Annotated in this window: 18 protein-coding genes; 10 read left to right on the top strand and 8 right to left on the bottom strand. The window is 63.0% G+C overall.

Features of this window, described 5'->3' with window-relative positions; all coding sequences use genetic code 11:
• The first annotated feature begins 8 nt into the window (after positions 1–8).
• Positions 9–794: an enoyl-CoA hydratase-related protein gene (locus ACMDCR_RS12975; protein ID WP_413992922.1), complete on the top strand. Its 786-nt coding sequence runs from the start codon at positions 9–11 to the stop codon at positions 792–794.
• A gap of 210 nt (positions 795–1,004) precedes the next feature.
• Positions 1,005–1,217, top strand: a complete 213-nt coding sequence (locus ACMDCR_RS12970; protein WP_413992921.1) for a hypothetical protein — start codon at positions 1,005–1,007, stop codon at positions 1,215–1,217.
• 514 nt (positions 1,218–1,731) lie between these two features.
• Here the strand turns inward: ACMDCR_RS12970 and ACMDCR_RS12965 are convergent.
• Positions 1,732–2,112, bottom strand: coding sequence for a nuclear transport factor 2 family protein (locus ACMDCR_RS12965; protein ID WP_413992920.1), 381 nt, complete (start codon positions 2,110–2,112; stop codon positions 1,732–1,734).
• A gap of 17 nt (positions 2,113–2,129) precedes the next feature.
• Entirely contained in the window at positions 2,130–2,783 is a 654-nt protein-coding gene (locus tag ACMDCR_RS12960; protein ID WP_413993606.1) for a glutathione S-transferase family protein, read from the bottom strand.
• 95 nt (positions 2,784–2,878) lie between these two features.
• Here ACMDCR_RS12960 and ACMDCR_RS12955 point away from each other — a divergent pair, with 95 nt between their 5' ends.
• Entirely contained in the window at positions 2,879–3,391 is a 513-nt protein-coding gene (locus tag ACMDCR_RS12955; protein WP_413992919.1) for a winged helix-turn-helix transcriptional regulator, read from the top strand.
• 1,143 nt (positions 3,392–4,534) lie between these two features.
• On the opposite strand, the gene ACMDCR_RS12950 is transcribed toward ACMDCR_RS12955, so the two are convergent.
• From ACMDCR_RS12950 to cobS, 5 genes are all read right to left on the bottom strand, one after another.
• On the bottom strand, positions 4,535–5,482 hold the full coding sequence (locus tag ACMDCR_RS12950) for a homoserine O-succinyltransferase (protein ID WP_413992918.1): 948 nt from the start codon (positions 5,480–5,482) through the stop codon (positions 4,535–4,537).
• Between the two features lie 266 nt (positions 5,483–5,748).
• Positions 5,749–6,621 (bottom strand): NAD(P)-dependent oxidoreductase, encoded by an 873-nt coding sequence (locus tag ACMDCR_RS12945; protein WP_413992917.1) that lies wholly within the window; start codon positions 6,619–6,621, stop codon positions 5,749–5,751.
• Between the two features lie 47 nt (positions 6,622–6,668).
• On the bottom strand, positions 6,669–7,454 hold the full coding sequence (locus ACMDCR_RS12940) for a transporter substrate-binding domain-containing protein (RefSeq protein WP_413992916.1): 786 nt from the start codon (positions 7,452–7,454) through the stop codon (positions 6,669–6,671).
• A gap of 50 nt (positions 7,455–7,504) precedes the next feature.
• A complete protein-coding gene (locus ACMDCR_RS12935; protein ID WP_413992915.1) occupies positions 7,505–7,753 on the bottom strand; it encodes a DUF1289 domain-containing protein in 249 nt (82 codons plus the stop codon).
• 30 nt (positions 7,754–7,783) lie between these two features.
• Complete coding sequence (cobS, locus tag ACMDCR_RS12930; RefSeq protein ID WP_413992914.1) at positions 7,784–8,581, bottom strand: adenosylcobinamide-GDP ribazoletransferase; 798 nt, start codon at positions 8,579–8,581, stop codon at positions 7,784–7,786.
• Between the two features lie 383 nt (positions 8,582–8,964).
• Here cobS and cobT point away from each other — a divergent pair, with 383 nt between their 5' ends.
• The 3 genes from cobT (at position 8,965) to ACMDCR_RS12915 (ending at position 11,550) form a co-directional block, all read left to right on the top strand.
• Positions 8,965–9,990, top strand: a complete 1,026-nt coding sequence (cobT, locus tag ACMDCR_RS12925; protein ID WP_413992913.1) for a nicotinate-nucleotide--dimethylbenzimidazole phosphoribosyltransferase — start codon at positions 8,965–8,967, stop codon at positions 9,988–9,990.
• 96 nt (positions 9,991–10,086) lie between these two features.
• Positions 10,087–10,386 carry a porin gene (locus ACMDCR_RS12920; protein ID WP_413992912.1) on the top strand — a complete coding sequence of 100 codons (300 nt, stop codon included), beginning with the start codon at positions 10,087–10,089 and terminating at the stop codon, positions 10,384–10,386.
• A 405-nt stretch (positions 10,387–10,791) separates the two neighbouring features.
• The gene (locus ACMDCR_RS12915) at positions 10,792–11,550 is read left to right on the top strand and encodes an MBL fold metallo-hydrolase (RefSeq protein ID WP_413992911.1); all 759 of its coding nucleotides are present in this window, start codon (positions 10,792–10,794) and stop codon (positions 11,548–11,550) included.
• A gap of 88 nt (positions 11,551–11,638) precedes the next feature.
• On the opposite strand, the gene ACMDCR_RS12910 is transcribed toward ACMDCR_RS12915, so the two are convergent.
• Entirely contained in the window at positions 11,639–12,244 is a 606-nt protein-coding gene (locus tag ACMDCR_RS12910; protein WP_413992910.1) for a hypothetical protein, read from the bottom strand.
• A gap of 329 nt (positions 12,245–12,573) precedes the next feature.
• Here ACMDCR_RS12910 and ACMDCR_RS12905 point away from each other — a divergent pair, with 329 nt between their 5' ends.
• From ACMDCR_RS12905 to ACMDCR_RS12890, 4 genes are all read left to right on the top strand, one after another.
• On the top strand, positions 12,574–14,256 hold the full coding sequence (locus ACMDCR_RS12905) for a DeoR family transcriptional regulator (RefSeq protein ID WP_413992909.1): 1,683 nt from the start codon (positions 12,574–12,576) through the stop codon (positions 14,254–14,256).
• Between the two features lie 23 nt (positions 14,257–14,279).
• Positions 14,280–15,515 (top strand): ABC transporter substrate-binding protein, encoded by a 1,236-nt coding sequence (locus ACMDCR_RS12900; protein WP_413992908.1) that lies wholly within the window; start codon positions 14,280–14,282, stop codon positions 15,513–15,515.
• Positions 15,516–15,643: 128 nt separating this feature from the next.
• The gene (locus ACMDCR_RS12895) at positions 15,644–16,519 is read left to right on the top strand and encodes a carbohydrate ABC transporter permease (protein WP_413992907.1); all 876 of its coding nucleotides are present in this window, start codon (positions 15,644–15,646) and stop codon (positions 16,517–16,519) included.
• Complete coding sequence (locus tag ACMDCR_RS12890; protein ID WP_413992906.1) at positions 16,516–17,349, top strand: carbohydrate ABC transporter permease; 834 nt, start codon at positions 16,516–16,518, stop codon at positions 17,347–17,349. Before ACMDCR_RS12895 ends, ACMDCR_RS12890 begins: the two co-directional genes overlap by 4 nt.
• The last annotated feature ends 12 nt before the right edge of the window (positions 17,350–17,361 follow it).

Genomic DNA, 17,361 nt, shown 5'->3' with positions numbered 1-17,361 from the left:
AATGGCGCATGCGTGAACTTGTGGTCGAGAATGCAGGTCAGGTGCGAACGCTGACCCTGAACCGCCCCGCCAAGCTCAACGCCTTCACCGCCTCCCTCCATGCCGAGTTGCGTGAGGCCCTGGCCTCGGCGATGCTGGACGACGGCGTCAAGGCCGTGGTGCTCACCGGCTCCGGGCGCGCATTCTCCTCGGGCCAGGATCTCACCGAGGAACTGCCGCGCGATGCCGTCGGCCGCATCGATCTCAGCCCCGCGCTCGAGCGCGACTATAATCCGTTGATCAAGCAGATCGTCACGGCCCCCAAACCCGTCATCGCCGCGCTCAACGGCCCGGCCGTCGGCGCCGCCATGAACATCGCGCTCGCCTGCGATATCGTGCTGGCCGCACGCTCCGCCAGCCTGCAGGAAGCCTTTGCCCGGATCGCCCTGATCCCCGATGCCGGCGGCACCTGGCTGCTGCCGCGCCTGGTCGGCCCCAGGCGCGCGCTTGCCCTGATGCTTACGGCCGAGCCGGTGCCGGCCGAGGAAGCCTTGCGGCTGGGGCTGGTCTACAAGGTCTATGAGGACGCCAATTTCGCGGCAGAGGTTGCCGCCTTTGCCGAAAAGCTCGCGAGAGGCCCCGGCCTCGCTTACCGCCTGATACGCGAGGCCGTATTCGCCAGCGACGGCAACGATCTAGACGCCCAGCTCGCGCTCGAGGCGGCGCTGCAACAAAAGGCAGGCGCTTCGCGCGATTTCCAGGAGGGTGTCGCGGCCTTCCTGGAAAAGAGACCGCCCCATTTCGAGGGGCGGTAGCACAAATCCCTAAAGCGTTTTGCGATTTGACGGAATTGGCAAGAATCGCAAAGACGCGTCGAAACAAAGAGTTAGAGCAAAGCGGCGTTTACGCCTAAACGCGTTTTGCTCTAGCAGTAGCGCAAGCGGTCGGCGAGGTTACGCTTTCCTAACGTGCCTTTGGGGACTATCTGTCCGAATATGCCCGCTCATCGAAGAAGAGGCCTCATCTTGTTCCGTTCGCGCTGGATCCTTCTCACGCTGTTCGCCGTCGTCGCCGTCGTCGCCATCTATGTCGGAACAAATCCGGAGATGGCGAGCCGTTATGCCGCGGCACAGCGCGATGCTGCCTTGAGCGCCGACAGCAAGGAGACCATCACCCTGCTGATCGGACTTGCCATCGCGGCCTATTTTGGCTGGTTCTTCTTCATTCGGCGACATTAAGGCCGGCTACTTCCGGTCTTCGGGTTCAGCCTGAGAAATCATAAATGAGCCAGGCGAGGCCGATGGGTACCCCAGACAAACGAAACCCCGCCATTGCTGACGGGGTTGCCTTGCGACAAAGACCGGGATCAAACCCAAGGGCGAAACGCCGGCCATTTCATTTCGATACGCCTGCCCCCCAGTACATCCGTGGTAGAGCTGCTTCTCGATCGGGTACCTGACGCGTCCGCCGGATCACCCTTGAAAGCTATATAGGAAGGCAGTGTGTCGATTACAAGGCGGGATATGTCGAGGCTGCGAACTTCAGGTTAACAAGGACGCCGACACGTCGATTCGTCATTCCGGCCGGAGCGCCGGGATCCATGATCACGAACCTTAACGGATGGTTTTCAAGCCCCAATAGACAGTGTTCTTGGATTCCGGCGCTCCGGCCGGAATGACGGTTCCGCCGCCCTTATTGACCTCAGTTCGGGGCCCTGCGGGACAGGTGGCCGCAGACGATATCGCCGCCACATCAAGCCTGCCCGTCGACAAAGCCCCCATCCGGCGCCGGATGCGGAAGCGACCAGCCGAAATAGACTTCGACCTCGATGATATGGCCGTCACGAAACCTCATGATTTCGGTGTTGCGAAAACGCCTCCCTCCTCGCATACGCGCCTCATAGGTCACGAAGACACGGTCGCCGACCGGCGCCAGATTGATGAAATCGAAGGCCTCGATTTCCTGACCGCCCGGCCAGCAGCGCTCGAAATAGGTCTGGCGATCGATGCGGTTGTCGCGCGGGCTGGTGAAATGAAAATCCTGGGCGATCAGGGCCTCGATCGCCGCTCGATCCTTGCTCACATAGGCCTCATAGCAGGCACGAGCCGCTGCCAGATTGCGTTGCTCCGTCATGGCGGTCTCCTCTGCCTTCAGTCCCGATCGGGGGCGCCAAGGGGGAAGTAGTGACGATAAGGACGTGCTTCATCGACCGCCCGCTTCACCGAGGGGCGAACCAGCAGCCGTGAGCGATAGGCGCGCAGAACCGGGTATTGCGGCCCGATCTCATGGGTCCAGTCGGCGTAGAACAGGAACGGCGCTGCGCCGCAATCGGCGAGCGAGAAGGCCTCCCCCGTGGCCCAGCTGCGCCCGGCAAGCGTGGTCTCCAGCCAGCCATAGGTCGTTTCCAGTAGGTTCCTGGCCTCGTTGACGCCGCGCGGATCGCGCTCGGCCTCAGGCCGGAGGCTGTCATACACCACCCTCTGCTGCGGGTGGGAGATGTAGTGATCGAAGACGCGGTCGAGGATGCGCACCTCCAGCGCCGCCTTGGGGTCATCTGGCAGCATCGGCACCGGGCCGGGATGGTAGAGTTGCAGATATTCGACGATGCAGCTCGTCTCGATCACCGTGCGATCGCCATCGGTGAGGATCGGGAAACGCTTGAGCGGCCACAACGCCTCGAGCTCGGCCATACTCCCGGCATCCTCCAGCATGCGGAAGGTGAAGGGCGTGGCGTTCTCATACAGGGCGATCAGCACCTTCTGGCAGTTGGACGAGAAGGGGTGGGCATAAAGCGTCAACGCCATCATGGCTCTCCTGCGTTGAATCCGATTGTGATTTGCAATCGGTTGTCTTTTACGTCGACTGATCCTATTTTGCAAGCAGTACCGAGGGGATTTCCATGGATGCGTCGCACAGGTCGGGCTGCCCGATCAATCTGACCATCGAAATGCTGGGGGACCGCTGGAGCCTGATCATCATTCGCGACGTGATGTTCGGCAACCGGCGCCATTATCGCGAGCTTCTGAACCAGTCCGAGGAAGGCATCGCCTCCAACATCCTGGCGGACAGGCTGAAGCGCCTGGTGGATCTGGGCCTGCTCAGCCGCCGCGACGATCCGAGCCACAAGCAGAAAGCGATCTACAGCCTCACCGAGCCGGCGATCCAGCTGGTGCCGCTCCTCGCTCATATGGGCGCCTGGGGCCGTCGGCATACGCCTGTATCCGAGCCTCTTTCCATCCGCGCCCAGCTGCTGGAGGAAGGCGGGCAGCCGCTCTGGGACGCCTTCATGGACGAATTGCGCATGATGCATCTGGGCGCACCCGACCCCGGCCGTTCGGTCTTTGCCGAACTACAGGCAGCCTATGAGGAGGTTTGCACACGGATAGCGGCACACAGCGCTCCGACCGCCTGACCATGAAGCCGGGATGCACGGAGCACTAAGGGGGCCGTAAGAAAATCAGAGAATCGGCAAGCCGGTATTGAGATTGCAGGAGAGGCGCGCCTCTGGAAGCGCTCATTCTTGAACGATCCCTTGCTGACCCGGTCAAACCGCTCATCAGTGCTGGTGTCAATAGATGGTGCTCTGCGTGGCATCCTGCCCCCCAGATGACACAGGTGTTGGATTGCGTCGAACATAGAACGAACGGATATTGACTTTCGTTCCCGCCCATGCTTTATTCCGTAACGGAATGAGGCGTCAGCGGCCGGCGTGCGCGCAACCCGGCCCCGAACGCCTCCATCCACCCCGACAGCCTGTCCAGGTGGCAGGCACATGCGGCGGTCCTGCTTCCTTCGAAGCCGGCCTCCAGGGGTGACGAGCGGGACAGACGGGATCGGCACCCCATGGAAGTGCCCTGTGATCCCCGGACGGAGCGTGAAGGGCTTGAGCCCAGCAATGCCTTCGTCCCCTCCTCCCGCCGATGCGGTGAAGACGGCTGATGCCACCGTCCGGCCAGGATGGACGTCGCTCAGCCCCTGTGCCGAGCCGGCTGGGCCGGGTTCGGATGGTCCGTGCCATCCGCTCCCGGCTCGCCTCCGCTTTCTGAAGGCGGAAAAACGGGTGGCCTTGCGCGCTTTGTCAGCGTGCCGGGCTGCCGGAACGGGGCGATGGCGGCTCGCATCGACAGTGCGGCCTGCATCTTCCATGATTATGCTTTCACGGCTGCCCCGCAGCCGCCATCGCCCGGTCTCTCTTCATCAACCCAGCCCGAAAGGGCGTGGGAACGAGGGCGCTTGGCTATGGCGGTAAGAAGGCGGTGGAGGCGAGAGAGTCTGATGATTGGGAAGCGTTAAAAAATCAATGAATCGGCAAGCCGATGTTCAAAGAGCGGGAGAGGCGCGCAAGCGTCGCGCTCGAAGCAATTTAATTTTTTAAACGGTCCCTGTGCTTGCAAGATGAGACGCGCCCAGCGCGGAGCGGCGATCCCGCCACTTTGGCATCGCCGAAGTGGCTAGAGATCGCCATCATCCTTTCCTACAAACGCGACGCTTCCAAGATGTCGATCAGCGATCGACACAATCTCCCGCCTTGCTTACGAAATTAAACGCCCAACGATTATATCCCCGCGCCCCAGTCATTCTCCGGACGCGGCGATAGCGCCGAAAGATCATAGAGCGTGTCGCGGTAGAGCGTGGTGATCCAGTTCACGAACATCAGATAGCCATAGGCGCGCCAGGTGTTGGCGGGATCGGCGGACGTGCTGTTGCCGGGGAAGTAATTGTGGGGCAGCGCCGTGGCCGGATTGAGCGAGACGTCGCGGGTGAACTCATTGCGAAGGGTCTCGGTATCGTATTCGAGGTGGTTGAAGCAGAACACATCGCCTGTCGGCACATGCTCGACCAGACCGATGCCCGTCTGCGGTGAATCGGCAAGCACGCGCAGCTCGGGCTTCGCCGCAATGCCCCTGGGGTCGACCCCGGTCCACCGCGAAACCGGCGTCGGGAAGCTGTCGGGGAAGCCGCGCATCAGTTCGGAGCGAGGCGCCTGCACGCGCTGCTCGAACACGCCGAACAGTTTTTCGGGATACTGGATCTTCTCGACGCCATGAGCGGCATACAGCAGCGCCTGCCCGCCCCAGCAAATGCCGAAACGCCTGAATACATTGGTGCGCGACCAGGCCAGGATCTCCTGGAGTTCCGACCAGTAGTCGACCTTCTCGAAAGGCAGGGTCTCGACTGGCGCGCCGGTAACGATCAAGCCGTCGAAGCGCTCGTCCTTCACCTCGTCGAGCGTGCGGTAGAAGGCCTTCAGATGCTCGAAGGGCGTGTTACGCGGCTGGTACGTCGCTGTGGTGAGCAGGCTCAGTTCGATCTGCAGCGGCGTATGGCTGAGCAGCCGCGCAATTTGTACCTCGGTCGCGATCTTTGTCGGCATCAGGTTGAGCAGGAGGATGCGCAGTGGCCGGATATCCTGCCGCAGCGCGGTGGCATCCGGGATGACCTCGACGCCTTCCTGCTGAAGCGCAGCTTCCGCGGGAGACCGATCGGGAACTTTGATAGGCATACTCGTAACTTCCTTGCGGTTGCCCGCAAAACCATCAGATCGCAGTGAGGCGCCCGTTATTCGGCCCTCTGCAATGAAGCAGGGTACCGGATGAGCGCTCAGCGGCTATCTAAATCTTTTTGGCGAATTGTTAAGGGCCCGAACTTTGCAGAAATGCGCCGTGCTTGCCTTACAGCCATCCACGCGCGGGCGAAAGGTGCCGAATCGGGATCTTCGTAAGGCCTGCCCACTGGCCATTGACCGAAAAACGAGGATGCCCTCGCTTTTCACCCCTTCCGCTCCAGCCGCGCCACCAGGCTCGACGTGTCCCAGCGCTTGCCGCCCATCACCTGGACGTCGGCGTAGAACTGGTCGACCAGCGCCGTCACCGGCAGTTGGGCGCCGTTGTGGCGGGCGGTTGCGAGGCAGATGCCGAGGTCCTTGCGCATCCAGTCGACCGCGAAGCCGAATTCGAACTTGCCCTCGTTCATGGTCTTCCAGCGGTTCTCCATCTGCCAGGACTGCGCCGCGCCCTTGGAGATCACACCCACCACCTTTTCGAGGTCGAGACCGGCCTTCTTGGCAAAGTGGATGCCCTCCGCCAGGCCCTGCACCAGGCCGGCGATGCAGATCTGGTTGACCATCTTGGTAAGCTGGCCAGCGCCGACAGGCCCCATCAGCTGGCAGGCCTTGGCGTAGTGGGCGATCACCGGCTCGGCCTTGGTGTAGACATCGGGATCGCCGCCGCACATCACGCCCAGCGCACCGTTCTCGGCTCCAGCCTGGCCGCCGGATACCGGCGCATCGACGAAGCCAAGGCCAAGCTTGCCGGCGGCCTCGTAAAGCTCGCGGGCGACATCGGCCGAAGCGGTGGTGTGGTCAACGAAGATGGCTCCCTTCTTCATGCCGGAAAAGGCGCCGTCGGGGCCCATCGTCACCGAGCGCAGATCGTCGTCATTGCCGACGCAGGCGAAGACGATGTCGGCATCCCGAGCGGCTTGCGCCGGCGTCGGTGCGCTGGCATTGCCGTATTTCCCGACCCAGGCCTGCGCCTTGGCAGCGCTGCGGTTGTAGACGGTCACCTCGTGTCCGCCGCGCACGGCGAGATGTCCCGCCATCGGAAAGCCCATCACGCCAAGGCCGAGAAACGCCACTTTCATCGCAAAACTCCAGGATCTGAGCGGCAGGCCGCGCCCGCCGGTTTGAGTCAATAAATCGAGAAGGGGAAATATTTGCCATTGATGGTCTTGTAGGTACCATCAGCGACGATATCGGCAATTGCCTTGTTCAATTTTTCCTTCAGGTCGGTGTCATTCTTGCGAAGGGCGATGGCCTCGCCCTCGCCGAAATACCTGGCATAGCGCATGAGATCGACATCGGCCTTCACCTCGCAGCACAGGCTGTCGGGCCGGCTCAGCCAATTGGAGAGCAGGATCTTGTCGGCGAAGATGGCATCGAGCTTGCCGATGACGAGATCGGCGTCCGCCTCGTCCTGCGTCTGATAGAGCTTGACCTGCGCCCCGCCCGGCTCGATCTCACCCTTGAGGAAGGCCGCCTGCGACGTATCGGCCTGTACACCGATCACCTTGTCCTTCAGGCCCGCGGCGTCCCAGGCGGAGATCTTGCTGTCCTTTCGGGCGGCGAAGCTCGACGGGCGGTCATAATATTTGTCGGTGAAGGCGACCTGCCGCTTGCGTTCCTCGGTGATCGCCATGGAAGAGACTACCGCGTCATATCTGCCGGCATTGAGGGCTGGAATCAGGCTGTCCCAATCCTCCGCCTCGATGGTGCATTGTGCCTGCATCCTGGCACAAAGGGCTTTGGCGATATCCACGTCGAAACCGCCGGGCTGGTCCTGCGCATCGAGATAGTTGAAGGGGGCGTAGTCGGCCTCGGTTGCGATCCTGATCGTCTTCCAGTCCTTGGCCATGGCGAGACCGGCCAGCAGCATCAGGCCCGCGAGGCCCGTGGCGAGGAAAAGGATCAGGCGCATATCCTACCCTGCTCTGTCATATCAGGCAGTCGGTATGGCAAAGGTGGCGTTCATAGGCGGCTGCGCCGCCTCGTGCGCACACGCGTGGCCATCAGGGCGTCGTGGGCCTCGCGGGCGGCCTGCAGCGCCGGTATCTGGCTGAAGCGGGACGGCAACTTGTCCATCAGGGCCAGGCGCTCGGGCTCGCCCATCTCCACCCACTGGCCGATCTCGAGACTGGTGCGGCCGCAGCCGATGCAGAAGCCGGTGGCCTGGTCGATCCGGCAAATCGTGATGCAAGGGGTAGAGGTGATCTGCATGAAACCGGGATTCTCTTCGTTCGATCCTATTTAGGCGCGCCAGCCGAGCGGCGCCAGTGCTCCCGCAAGAAAGGCGATCTCGGCCAGCATGACAGCCGCCCCGCAGACATCGCCGGTCTGGCCGCCGATCTGCCGTTCGGCAAGCCGGGCAACACCATAGGCGGCCAGGAAGCCGAGCGCCGGCGCCAGGATCGCGGCGAAATAGCCGGTCCCGAACCAGGCCAGGACGGCCCCAGCGAACAGGGCGGGGATCGCACCGAGCCGCCAGGCGTCGAGCGACAGCCGCCCCGCCGCGACTCCCGCGCCGTCGCTGCGAGCCGGTGACAGCAGCACGAGAGGCAGCAGCCCTGCAATGCGCGAAACCGCGACGGCGGCAAGAAGCACGAGGCCGGCCCCGAACGCGCCCGCAGCTGCAACGACGGCGGCGAGCAGCGAGATCCTTGCGGCCAGTGCGAGCACCAACGCCGTCGCGCCATAAGAGCCGATGCGCGAATCGCGCATGATATCGAGCTTGCGTTCCACCGTTCGCCCGCCGCCGAATCCATCGGCGAGATCGGCAAGGCCATCCTCATGAAGCGCGCCAGTCATCACCACCAGCGCGGCGATGGCGAAGATGGCTGCAGGGGTGGCCGGCAGCCCCAGGAGGCTGGCGAGCATGAGCACCATAGCCGCTACGACGCCCAGTACGGCCGCCGCCAGCGGCGTCACCGGGGCCAGATGCTCCATATTCAGCCGCCCATGCGGATCCGCCTCGAAATCGAACGCCGGCACGGGCAGGCGCGACCAGAAGCGCAGGGCCTGGACAAAGCTGGCGGGAATATCGTTCACGGGAGAAGCTGTTCCGGACAATCATCGGGCGAGCACAGCCGTGCCTTGTATTGGCGCCCCCTGTCAATCGGAGAGTCTTCTCGTCTGCAACACATTCGGGAAGAGAGCCTGTCATTCCCGGCGCGCGAAGCGCGGGAAGGGAATCCAGGGGCAAAAGGCCTTGCACTCATGGCCCCTGGATTCCTCTCGCCTCGCCCTCTCTTCGCTTCGCTGCAGAGCGGCGAGGCCGGGAAAGACAGCGAAAACGACCGCAGGCAACGATCTCCTGAGAAGAGCCAGCGAACCGTCGCCCTCGGCGCAGCCATCGTCGCCTCGCGGCCTTTGCGCAAAAGCCGCGGCGGTCTATAAGCGCCTCTTTCCCGCTCAACCGAAAGCTCGTCTCCATGGCCCTTGCCGGCACCGCCCTGCCCTTCGACGATATCCGCGATCTCGCCCGCGCCATGCCGGCCCTCGACAGCGAGGCCGTGGCCAAGGTCCGTCAGCGCGACTCCCAGCTCACCAAGCCGCCGGGCAGCCTGGGACGGCTGGAGGCCCTCGTCGAATGGCTCGCGGCCGTGCAGGGCAAGGCGGCACCCACCGTTTCCCGCCCGCTGGTGGCGATCTTCGCGGGCAATCACGGCGTGGTGGCGCGGGGCGTCTCGCCCTATCCACAGGAAGTGACGCGACAGATGCTGGAGAACTTCTCCGCCGGCGGGGCGGCGATCAACCAGATCTGCACGACCTTCGATCTTGGCCTCAAGGTCTTCGACCTCGCGCTCGATATCCCGACCGGCGACATCACTGTCGAGGACGCGCTCGATGAGAAGGCCTGCGCCGCCACCATGGCCTTCGGCATGGAAGCGGTGTCGGGTGGCATCGACCTGCTCGTGCTCGGCGAGATGGGCATCGGCAACACCACCATCGCGGCTGCGATCTATCACGCCCTTTACGGCGGCGAGGCGGGCCATTGGGTCGGCCGCGGCACGGGCATCGACGACGCCGGTCTCGCCCGCAAGACCGCGGCTGTGCGCGATGCCGTCGCCTTCCACCAGAGCCATGTGAAGGATCCGCTGGAATTGCTGCGGCGCCTGGGCGGGCGCGAAATCGCCGCGATGGCCGGTGCCATCCTGGCCGCACGCAGCCAGCGCATTCCGGTGGTGCTCGACGGCTATGTCGTCTGTGCCGCCGCGGCAGTCCTGCACGCCATGGATCCCGCTTTGCTCGACCATTGCGTCGCCGGCCATGTTTCCGCCGAAGGAGCCCACGCCGACGTGCTGGCGCGCCTGGGGAAGAAGCCTTTGCTTGATCTCGGCATGCGACTCGGCGAAGGATCGGGCGCGGCGCTCGCCGTTTCGCTGATCAAGGCGGCTTTGGCCTGCCACACCGGCATGGCGACGTTCGCGCAGGCCGGCGTGACCGATAAGGCGTAATAAACCGTTATATTCCGTGTGTGAATAAGGCAGTCTTTGCCGCAAAGTGATCACGATCGCACGTTAAACGCGGATCGGGATCAAGGGAGTCTGTTGATGTTGAGGACGATTACTGCCGCCGCCGCCCTGTTTGCCCTTGCTGTGCCCGCCCTTGCCGGTGACAAGACTGATCCGCGCTGCAGCCAATATGGCGAAGGCTTCACGTATTCGCCCGATACCGGCATGTGCATCAAGGTCAGCGGCGAATTGCGCGCCGATTACGGCATCCGCAGCCAGACTGGCTTCGGCAAGCAGACTGGCTTCGGCTCCGGCGTCAAGGGCCAGGTCGATGCGCGCGGCGACAGCGAATTCGGTGCCTTCCGCGCGGTGATCGAACCTACTGCTCGCAAGTACTGAGACGGACCGACCACCTCCGATTCGCGGCGCCCCTCCCGCGTTTTCGCATTGAACGGCTTTCAAGACAGGAAATCCTGTCCATCCCCGCTGAAACCGCCTTAGCAAAAAATTGATTGGCTGCCCTGCTCGCTGTGTGCGTTTTCGCACAGACAGTTTGATCGATTTGTGGCGTCTCCCGAAGTTGCAGGGCTTCCGTGCGTCAACCTACTTTCTTTAAGTTGAAGTCTGCGGATAATTCGGGTCATACCCGTCATGCGGGTAGATACGTCAAAGGTGGTAGGCCTGCGTCAGTGCAATCAGAAAAACAGACGACGCGGTTGACCAAAACAGAACAGACTTCAGCATGAGTCAGACACAGCATTCCTTCGCCCCGATAGGCATATCAGCACGGCAGGAGGAACCTCCATGCGCGTGACCGTCGTAGGATGCGGCGACGCCTTCGGCTCGGGCGGAAGGTTCAACACCGCCAGTCTGGTTGAGATCAAGGATGCACATCAGGGCAGGCGCGTTTGCCTCCTGGATTGCGGCGCCACCACGATGACGGCGCTGAGCGCCATGGGCATCGACCCCGACTGCATCGACCTGATCATGCTGACCCATCTGCATGGCGACCACTTCGGCGGCATTCCCTTCCTGCTTCTGGACGCACAATGGGTGCGTGCCCGCACCCGCCCGCTGCGCATCATCGGCCCGCCCGGCACGATCGAGCGTATCTCCGTCACCGTCGAGGCGCTGTTCGCCGGCGCCACCATGGAGACGCCCTGGAGCTTCGCCTGGAGCGTCGAGGATATGGCGCCCGGCACCCACCGCGAGGCGCAGGGCTTTTCCATCCATACAACCGAAGTGATCCATCCCTGCGGCGCACCCGCCACTGCCGTGCGGCTCGAGGCCGGCGGCAAGGTCTTCGTACATTCGGGCGACACGGAATGGACGGAGGCCCTCCCCGTCATCGCCAAGGGAGCCGACCTGCTCTTCCTCGAATGTTTCGCCATCGAGGAGACGCCGCCGCATCTCGACTATACGCGCTTGGTCGCCCGGCGCGGCGATTTCGATGCCAAGCGCGTGGTGCTGACCCATATGGGCCCGGCCATGCTCGATTATCGCGACCATGTCGACAGGTCGCTGTTCGATCTAGCCGAAGACGGCATGGTGATCGACGTCTGAGGCGACTTTGGGGTGCGGGTCTTCAGACCGGGCTGCCCTTCCTGGAACGTTCAGCTAAAAGGCGGGTCTGAAGACCCGCCCCCCGACCTCACATGGGAGGTGCGGCGCCGTTCTGTCCGATGGCGATGTTGTTGGTCTTCCAGCCGCTGCTGCCGTCGCCCATGGCGACGATGAAGACCTGGACCCCCGGCTTGATGTCGGCGTGCTGGGCCGGGTTGAACTGGACCACGGGCACGTCGGGCGGAATCACGATCTTGCGGCTCCCGCCAGGATAGGTCAGCGTCAGCGAACGCCCCTTGGCATCGGCGATGACTTCACCGGTCACGGTGCCGTTCGTCATGCGCGCACCCGGCTGAGAATCCCAGGGACGGTCTCCTTCGCCGCTCTTCACGCCCGGCGGGAAGACGTGGACTTCCAGCGAACGCCCGACACCATCGGCGTCCGGCACCTGCGCCGTGCCAATGAAGCTGCCGGTGTGGATCGCTTCCACGCCGATCGGCACCACCACGCGTACCCGCCAATCCGGCGTCAGCGTCACTGAGACCGTCTGGCCGTCCTTGGTCTTGACGCCGAGCATCTGGCCGTCGAGCGAGGCAACCTCGCCCCGGAAGATCTTGCGCGGCGCGTCCTGAGCAGCGGCAGGCATCATCAAGGCCAGCGCAATGGCGCCGCCCAGCCAATAAGAACAAGTCATCGTCAGAACTCCTGTCCCCCCAAGCGTGGCGCAGCATAATCATCCCTGACGGCAGCGCGATTCACTTTGGCGCGAGCAGCTCCGAGGCCTCACGAGCTTGTTTCCGGGTCACACGGCGTTCAAAGACGAACAACTGGCGAAAACAACTAAATGATCAATATGATCATTTAGTTCATTCACTCCCCTCGCATTTCTCCAATTTTGATTTCTGCCTTGAACAATAAGATCACAAGCGTTATGCGTATCTAGCAATATTTACTTCATAAATGATCAAAATGATCACACAGCGTCAAACCGGCATTCTGAAACTCCTCGCGAGCAGGTCCCCTTTGAGCCTGTATGAGATTGGGGCGGCCTTTCCGGAGGTCTCGTCCATTTCCATCCGGCGGGATATTGCCCGGCTGGCGGAGCGGGGCGCGCTGATCCGCACGCATGGCGGCGCCAAGGCAGCGCCTGTGCCGGCTGCCGAGGATTTTGCCGAACCTGACGATACGATCGACGGCGTCGATGCAATCATTCTCCCGCCCATCGAGGGGCGCACGGCCGACACGCTCCGCCTGATGGCCCAGCGGCGCCACATTCCCTTCCTCGCGGAGTCGGCGCCCCAGAATGGGGGAATCTATCTGGGACCTGACAATTTCGCCGCGGGCCATGATCTTGGAGTCACGGCGGGCCAAATGCTGGCGGGACGGCTGGCCGAGGCTCGGATCCTGGCGGTGGCGATCGACCATCTCGCAAACACCAAGGCGCGGTGCGACGGTTTTCTCGATGGCTTTGCCAGCGCATTCGGTGGGCCGATAAGGCACTGGCGCGTCAATGGCGAGGGCAGCTTCCGGATTTCGCAGCAGGCAAGCCTCGATGTCTTCAACGCCGTTCCGGGCATCAACATCGTCTTCGGCGTCAACGACCATTCGGTCCTCGCAGCTCTTGATTCCGCAGGCCGAGCCGGCATCGAGCCCTTCGCGTTCTCGGTTGGCGGCGAGGGAGCGGGTCTCTTCGAGATTCTCGCACGCGGCACCCGGCTGCATGCCTGCGCCGCCCTCTTTCCGGAAATCGTGGCGATGCGGGCGGTCGATACGCTGGCGGATGCCCTCGCCGGCGCTCCCCTGCCCGCGGAGATCCGCACGCCGCACGTCGTCCTGACCATGCAGACGCTGTCCGCCTATTACGGACGGGATGGAGACGGCTTTGTCCTCACGCCCGATGCGCCCGCCCTGCTCGGCCTGCCGACCGCGCTCGGCGGCGCGAGGCGCCAATCCAAAGGCGGCTCCATCGGCTTCGTGCCGCATTATCCGGCGCATGACTGGTATCGCAACATGGCGCGCGCCTTGCAGCGGCGCGCCAGCGAGCTCGGGCTGGAACTGCGCGTCTCGGCGCCGACCGCGGGCATCGCACGAGAGATCCACTCCCTGCGTTGCCGGATTGCAGCCGCCGCGATCCGCCGGGTCAATCCAGGCGACACCATCCTGATCAATGCCGGCGTCATGGCCAAGGTCCTGGCCGAGACGATCGCTGATCTCAAGGATGTCACCGTGATCACCAATTCCTTCGGCGTGCTGGAGCATCTGTCGGGCCGCAGCGGGCTCAAGGTCATCCTGACCTCCGGGGAATATCATGCGCGCGAGCGCTGCCTGGTCGGTCCAAGCCTCGGCGCGCTGTTCGAGACCATTCGCGTCGACAAGGCCTTTCTCTCGGTGGATGGCCTGTCCGTGCGCTTCGGGGCGTCCGCTCGCGACGAGCGCCTGGCTCTTGCGGCCAGGCGCTTCGCCGACGCCTCGCGTGAGGTCTTCGTGCTTGCCGACCATTCGCTTATCGGAGCGGAAGCCAGCCATCGCATCGTGCCGCTTCGGCAATTGACCGAACTGATCACCGATTCCGGGTCCCTGCCAGCCGATCGCCTGGCCTGCAGCTCCGCGGGCCTGCGTGTGACGCTGGCGGACCTTGAAGCCGAACCCGTGGCGGGGAAGCTGTCGGTTTCCCCGGACAGGCTCCCCGCCACAGGCCGCAAATAAACAACAGACAAGAGGAAACTGGGATGAAACGCCTTCTGCTTGCCGCCGTCGCCGCGGCCCTGATGTCGACCAGCGCCTTAATATCGGCCGGCGCCTTGGCCGACGACACCGTCACCTTGAAGTTCTGGGACAATCAGCAGACAGAATCCGGCCTCAGCCAGTATCAGCAGGCCGCCGTCCAGCGATTCGAGAAGGAAAATCCGGGCATCAAGATCGAGGTCACAACTGTGCCCTATCCGGAATACCAGCAGCGCTTGCTGACGGCCGTGCAGGGCGGGAATGCGCCTGACGTCGCCACGCTCGACCAGATCTGGATCGCCGCCTTCTCCAAGGCCGGCGCGCTGGCGCCACTCGACGACTATGCCGCCAAGGCTGGCATCAAGGCCGACACCTTCTTCAAGGGCGCCTGGGACTCGGCCAACTACGACGGCAAGTTGTGGGGCATGCCCTTCAATGTCGATGTCTGGTCCTTCTCCTTCTACAACAATGCCCTCTTGAAGGAAGCCGGCGTCGATGCGGCCAGCCTCGGCAGTTGGGACGGGTTGAAGGCGGCCGCCCAGAAATTGACCGATTCGTCCAAAGGACGCTTCGGCGTCGGCCTGTTCGCCGGCAAGGGCGAGGACACGGTGGTTGTGCTCGATTCCTTCATCTTCTCGAACGGCGGCAAGGTGCTGAACGAGGATGGCACCTGCGCTCTCACCAGCCCGGAAGCCGTAGGTGCGCTGAAATATCTTCAGACCCTGGTGCCCTATGCGCCTTCGGGCATGAACAACGCCAATTCCGGCAATATGCGCGAACTCTTCCTCAACCAATCGCTTGCCATTGAATTCTGGCCGGCACTGGAACAGCCGACGCTGCAGAAATCCAAGCTCGACTGGAATTTCGTGCCCGGCCACGCGCCCGACGGCAAGAAGCCGGTGGGTACTTATGGCGGCTGGAACCTTGCGGTCTTCCAGTCTTCGGCCCATCAGGACGCGGCCTGGAAATTCATTCAGTTCCTGACGCGCGAGGACGTCAACGGTGATGTCGTCGACCTGATCCCGGCCAATGTAAAGGCGGCGAAGGCCTTCCTGGCGAAGAACCGCAAGGGTCCCGACCAGATCATGACGCTGCTCGAAAACGCGGCGCCACGCCCGCTTTCGCCGCGCTATCTGGAGCTGTCCGATGTCGAGGTCACGCTGACCCAGGACGTCTATGGCGGCAAGGATGCGGCCGAGGCGGCAAAGGATGCCTGCGCCAAGATCGATGCGTTGAAGTAAGGGGGGTCTGGCTCCTTGAGGCGCGACACCATTCGCTCCCTTCCCTCTTGTGGGGAAGGGAAGTCACCGGCGTTCCACGAACAGCAAATGCGCGCCTCTTCAACCTCGCTTTTTCGCCCGAGGCTCTAATGCTCACCCGTACGCCCTGGCTGACCTGGCTGTTCATTGCCCCCGCACTGCTGATCATCGCGGTGCTGATGTACTACCCAATGGTTGGAACGGTGATCGAGAGCTTCTACTCGACCTCCTTCATCAATCCCAATCCGCGCTTCGTGGGTCTGGAGGTCTATCGCGCCGTGTTCGGCGACGGCGCCTTCGGACGGATCGTGCTCAATTCGATCCTATGGACGGTCGGCGTTGTCCTCCTGCAGAACCTGCTCGGCTTCCTTGCCGCGCTGCTGCTCAACCAGCGCCTGCCCGGCCAGGCCCTCATGCGTTCGCTCGTGCTGCTGCCCTGGGTACTGCCGGGGGTCGTGGCGGCCATCCTCTGGCGCTTCATGTACGATCCACAGCTCGGCCTGATCAATTCCTTCCTGATCAGCCTCGGCGGCCATGGCATTCCCTGGCTCGCCGATGCCTCCACCGCCCTGGCTGCAACCATCATCGCCGCGGTCTGGAAAGGCTTTCCGTTCTCCACGGTCGTCTATCTGGCCGCCCTGCAGAATGTCGACGAGGAGCAGATCGAGGCGGCCATCATCGACGGAGCCGGAGCCGTGCGGCGGCTCTTCGATATCGTCATTCCGGCAGTGAAGGAGATCATCGCCATCAACCTCGTGCTGACGGCGATCCTCACATTCAACTATTTCGACATGATCTGGGTGCTGACGCGCGGCGGCCCGCAGAACGCCACCCACATCTTCCCGACCAAGATCTACGAGCTCGGCTTCGGCCAGTTCCGCTTCGGCGAGGCCGCCACCTATGGCGTCGTCTCGATCCTGCTGCTCGGCGTGCTCATTCCGCTCTACTTCCTGATCCAGGCGCGCGGACGGAGGGTCGAGGCATGAGCCGGCGCATCCCCGCCTCCCGCAAGGCAATGCTGCTGGCGCTTCAGATCGTGCTGGCGGCGATCATTCTGCTGCCCTTCTTCTGGATGCTCTCCGTATCGCTGAAGCCGGCAACCGAGCCATTCTCGATCCCGGCACGGCTTTGGCCCGAAAATCCCACATTCGACAATTACGTCAGCGCCTTCAGGCCGGAATTCCGCACTTATTTCTTCAATTCGGTGGTGGTGTCGCTTTCCACGGTAGTGATTACGGTCACCCTGGCATTGCTGGCCGCCTACAGTTTCACCCGTTCCGGCTTCCGCATCCTGTCGGTGCTGCTCGGCCTCGTCATTGTCGCCCAGATGTTTCCGGGCAGCGCCATCATCATTCCGATCTACCGCATGATGCGAGCGGCGAACCTGCTCAACACCTATGTCTCCCTGATCCTCGCCTATGTGGCGGTGACACTGCCGGTTGCGATCTGGATGCTCAGAGGCTTCCTCTCCCGCCTGCCTGTCACGCTGGAGGAGGCGGCGGCGATCGACGGCGCCGGACCGTTCCGCGCCTTTGTCGACATCATCCTGCCGCTGTGCCGGCCCGGCATCGCCGCGACCGCCGTCTTCGTCCTGATCGTCACCTGGCAGGAATTCCTCTTTGCCCTCTCCTTCACCTCCACCAAGGAGATGCGCACGTTGCCCGTCGGGATGAATGATTTCATCGGCCAATACGGCATTCGCTACGGCGAGCTGATGGCCAGCTCAGTGTTGATCTCCCTGCCCGTCGTGCTCGTCTTCATGATCCTGCAACGCCAATTCGTCGCTGGCCTCACCGCCGGCGCGGTCAAAGGTTAGTGCCTTGGAAAG

Origin of the sequence: Labrys okinawensis (assembly GCF_047345005.1) — a bacterium.
Lineage (GTDB): Bacteria > Pseudomonadota > Alphaproteobacteria > Rhizobiales > Labraceae > Labrys > Labrys okinawensis.
This window is presented reverse-complemented; position numbering and strand designations above follow the sequence as displayed.

What these genes read in the sequence shown, in the direction of transcription:
- ACMDCR_RS12975 (WP_413992922.1), top strand. Translation starts at nt 9, where the DNA reads ATGCGTGAACTTGTGGTCGAGAATGCAGGTCAGGTGCGAACGCTGACC.
- ACMDCR_RS12965 (WP_413992920.1), bottom strand. Translation starts at nt 2,112, where the DNA reads ATGACGGAGCAACGCAATCTGGCAGCGGCTCGTGCCTGCTATGAGGCC.
- ACMDCR_RS12960 (WP_413993606.1), bottom strand. Translation starts at nt 2,783, where the DNA reads ATGGCGTTGACGCTTTATGCCCACCCCTTCTCGTCCAACTGCCAGAAG.
- ACMDCR_RS12955 (WP_413992919.1), top strand. Translation starts at nt 2,879, where the DNA reads ATGGATGCGTCGCACAGGTCGGGCTGCCCGATCAATCTGACCATCGAA.
- ACMDCR_RS12950 (WP_413992918.1), bottom strand. Translation starts at nt 5,482, where the DNA reads ATGCCTATCAAAGTTCCCGATCGGTCTCCCGCGGAAGCTGCGCTTCAG.
- ACMDCR_RS12945 (WP_413992917.1), bottom strand. Translation starts at nt 6,621, where the DNA reads ATGAAAGTGGCGTTTCTCGGCCTTGGCGTGATGGGCTTTCCGATGGCG.
- ACMDCR_RS12940 (WP_413992916.1), bottom strand. Translation starts at nt 7,454, where the DNA reads ATGCGCCTGATCCTTTTCCTCGCCACGGGCCTCGCGGGCCTGATGCTG.
- ACMDCR_RS12935 (WP_413992915.1), bottom strand. Translation starts at nt 7,753, where the DNA reads ATGCAGATCACCTCTACCCCTTGCATCACGATTTGCCGGATCGACCAG.
- cobT (WP_413992913.1), top strand. Translation starts at nt 8,965, where the DNA reads ATGGCCCTTGCCGGCACCGCCCTGCCCTTCGACGATATCCGCGATCTC.
- ACMDCR_RS12920 (WP_413992912.1), top strand. Translation starts at nt 10,087, where the DNA reads ATGTTGAGGACGATTACTGCCGCCGCCGCCCTGTTTGCCCTTGCTGTG.
- ACMDCR_RS12915 (WP_413992911.1), top strand. Translation starts at nt 10,792, where the DNA reads ATGCGCGTGACCGTCGTAGGATGCGGCGACGCCTTCGGCTCGGGCGGA.
- ACMDCR_RS12910 (WP_413992910.1), bottom strand. Translation starts at nt 12,244, where the DNA reads ATGACTTGTTCTTATTGGCTGGGCGGCGCCATTGCGCTGGCCTTGATG.
- ACMDCR_RS12900 (WP_413992908.1), top strand. Translation starts at nt 14,280, where the DNA reads ATGAAACGCCTTCTGCTTGCCGCCGTCGCCGCGGCCCTGATGTCGACC.
- ACMDCR_RS12895 (WP_413992907.1), top strand. Translation starts at nt 15,644, where the DNA reads ATGCTCACCCGTACGCCCTGGCTGACCTGGCTGTTCATTGCCCCCGCA.
- ACMDCR_RS12890 (WP_413992906.1), top strand. Translation starts at nt 16,516, where the DNA reads ATGAGCCGGCGCATCCCCGCCTCCCGCAAGGCAATGCTGCTGGCGCTT.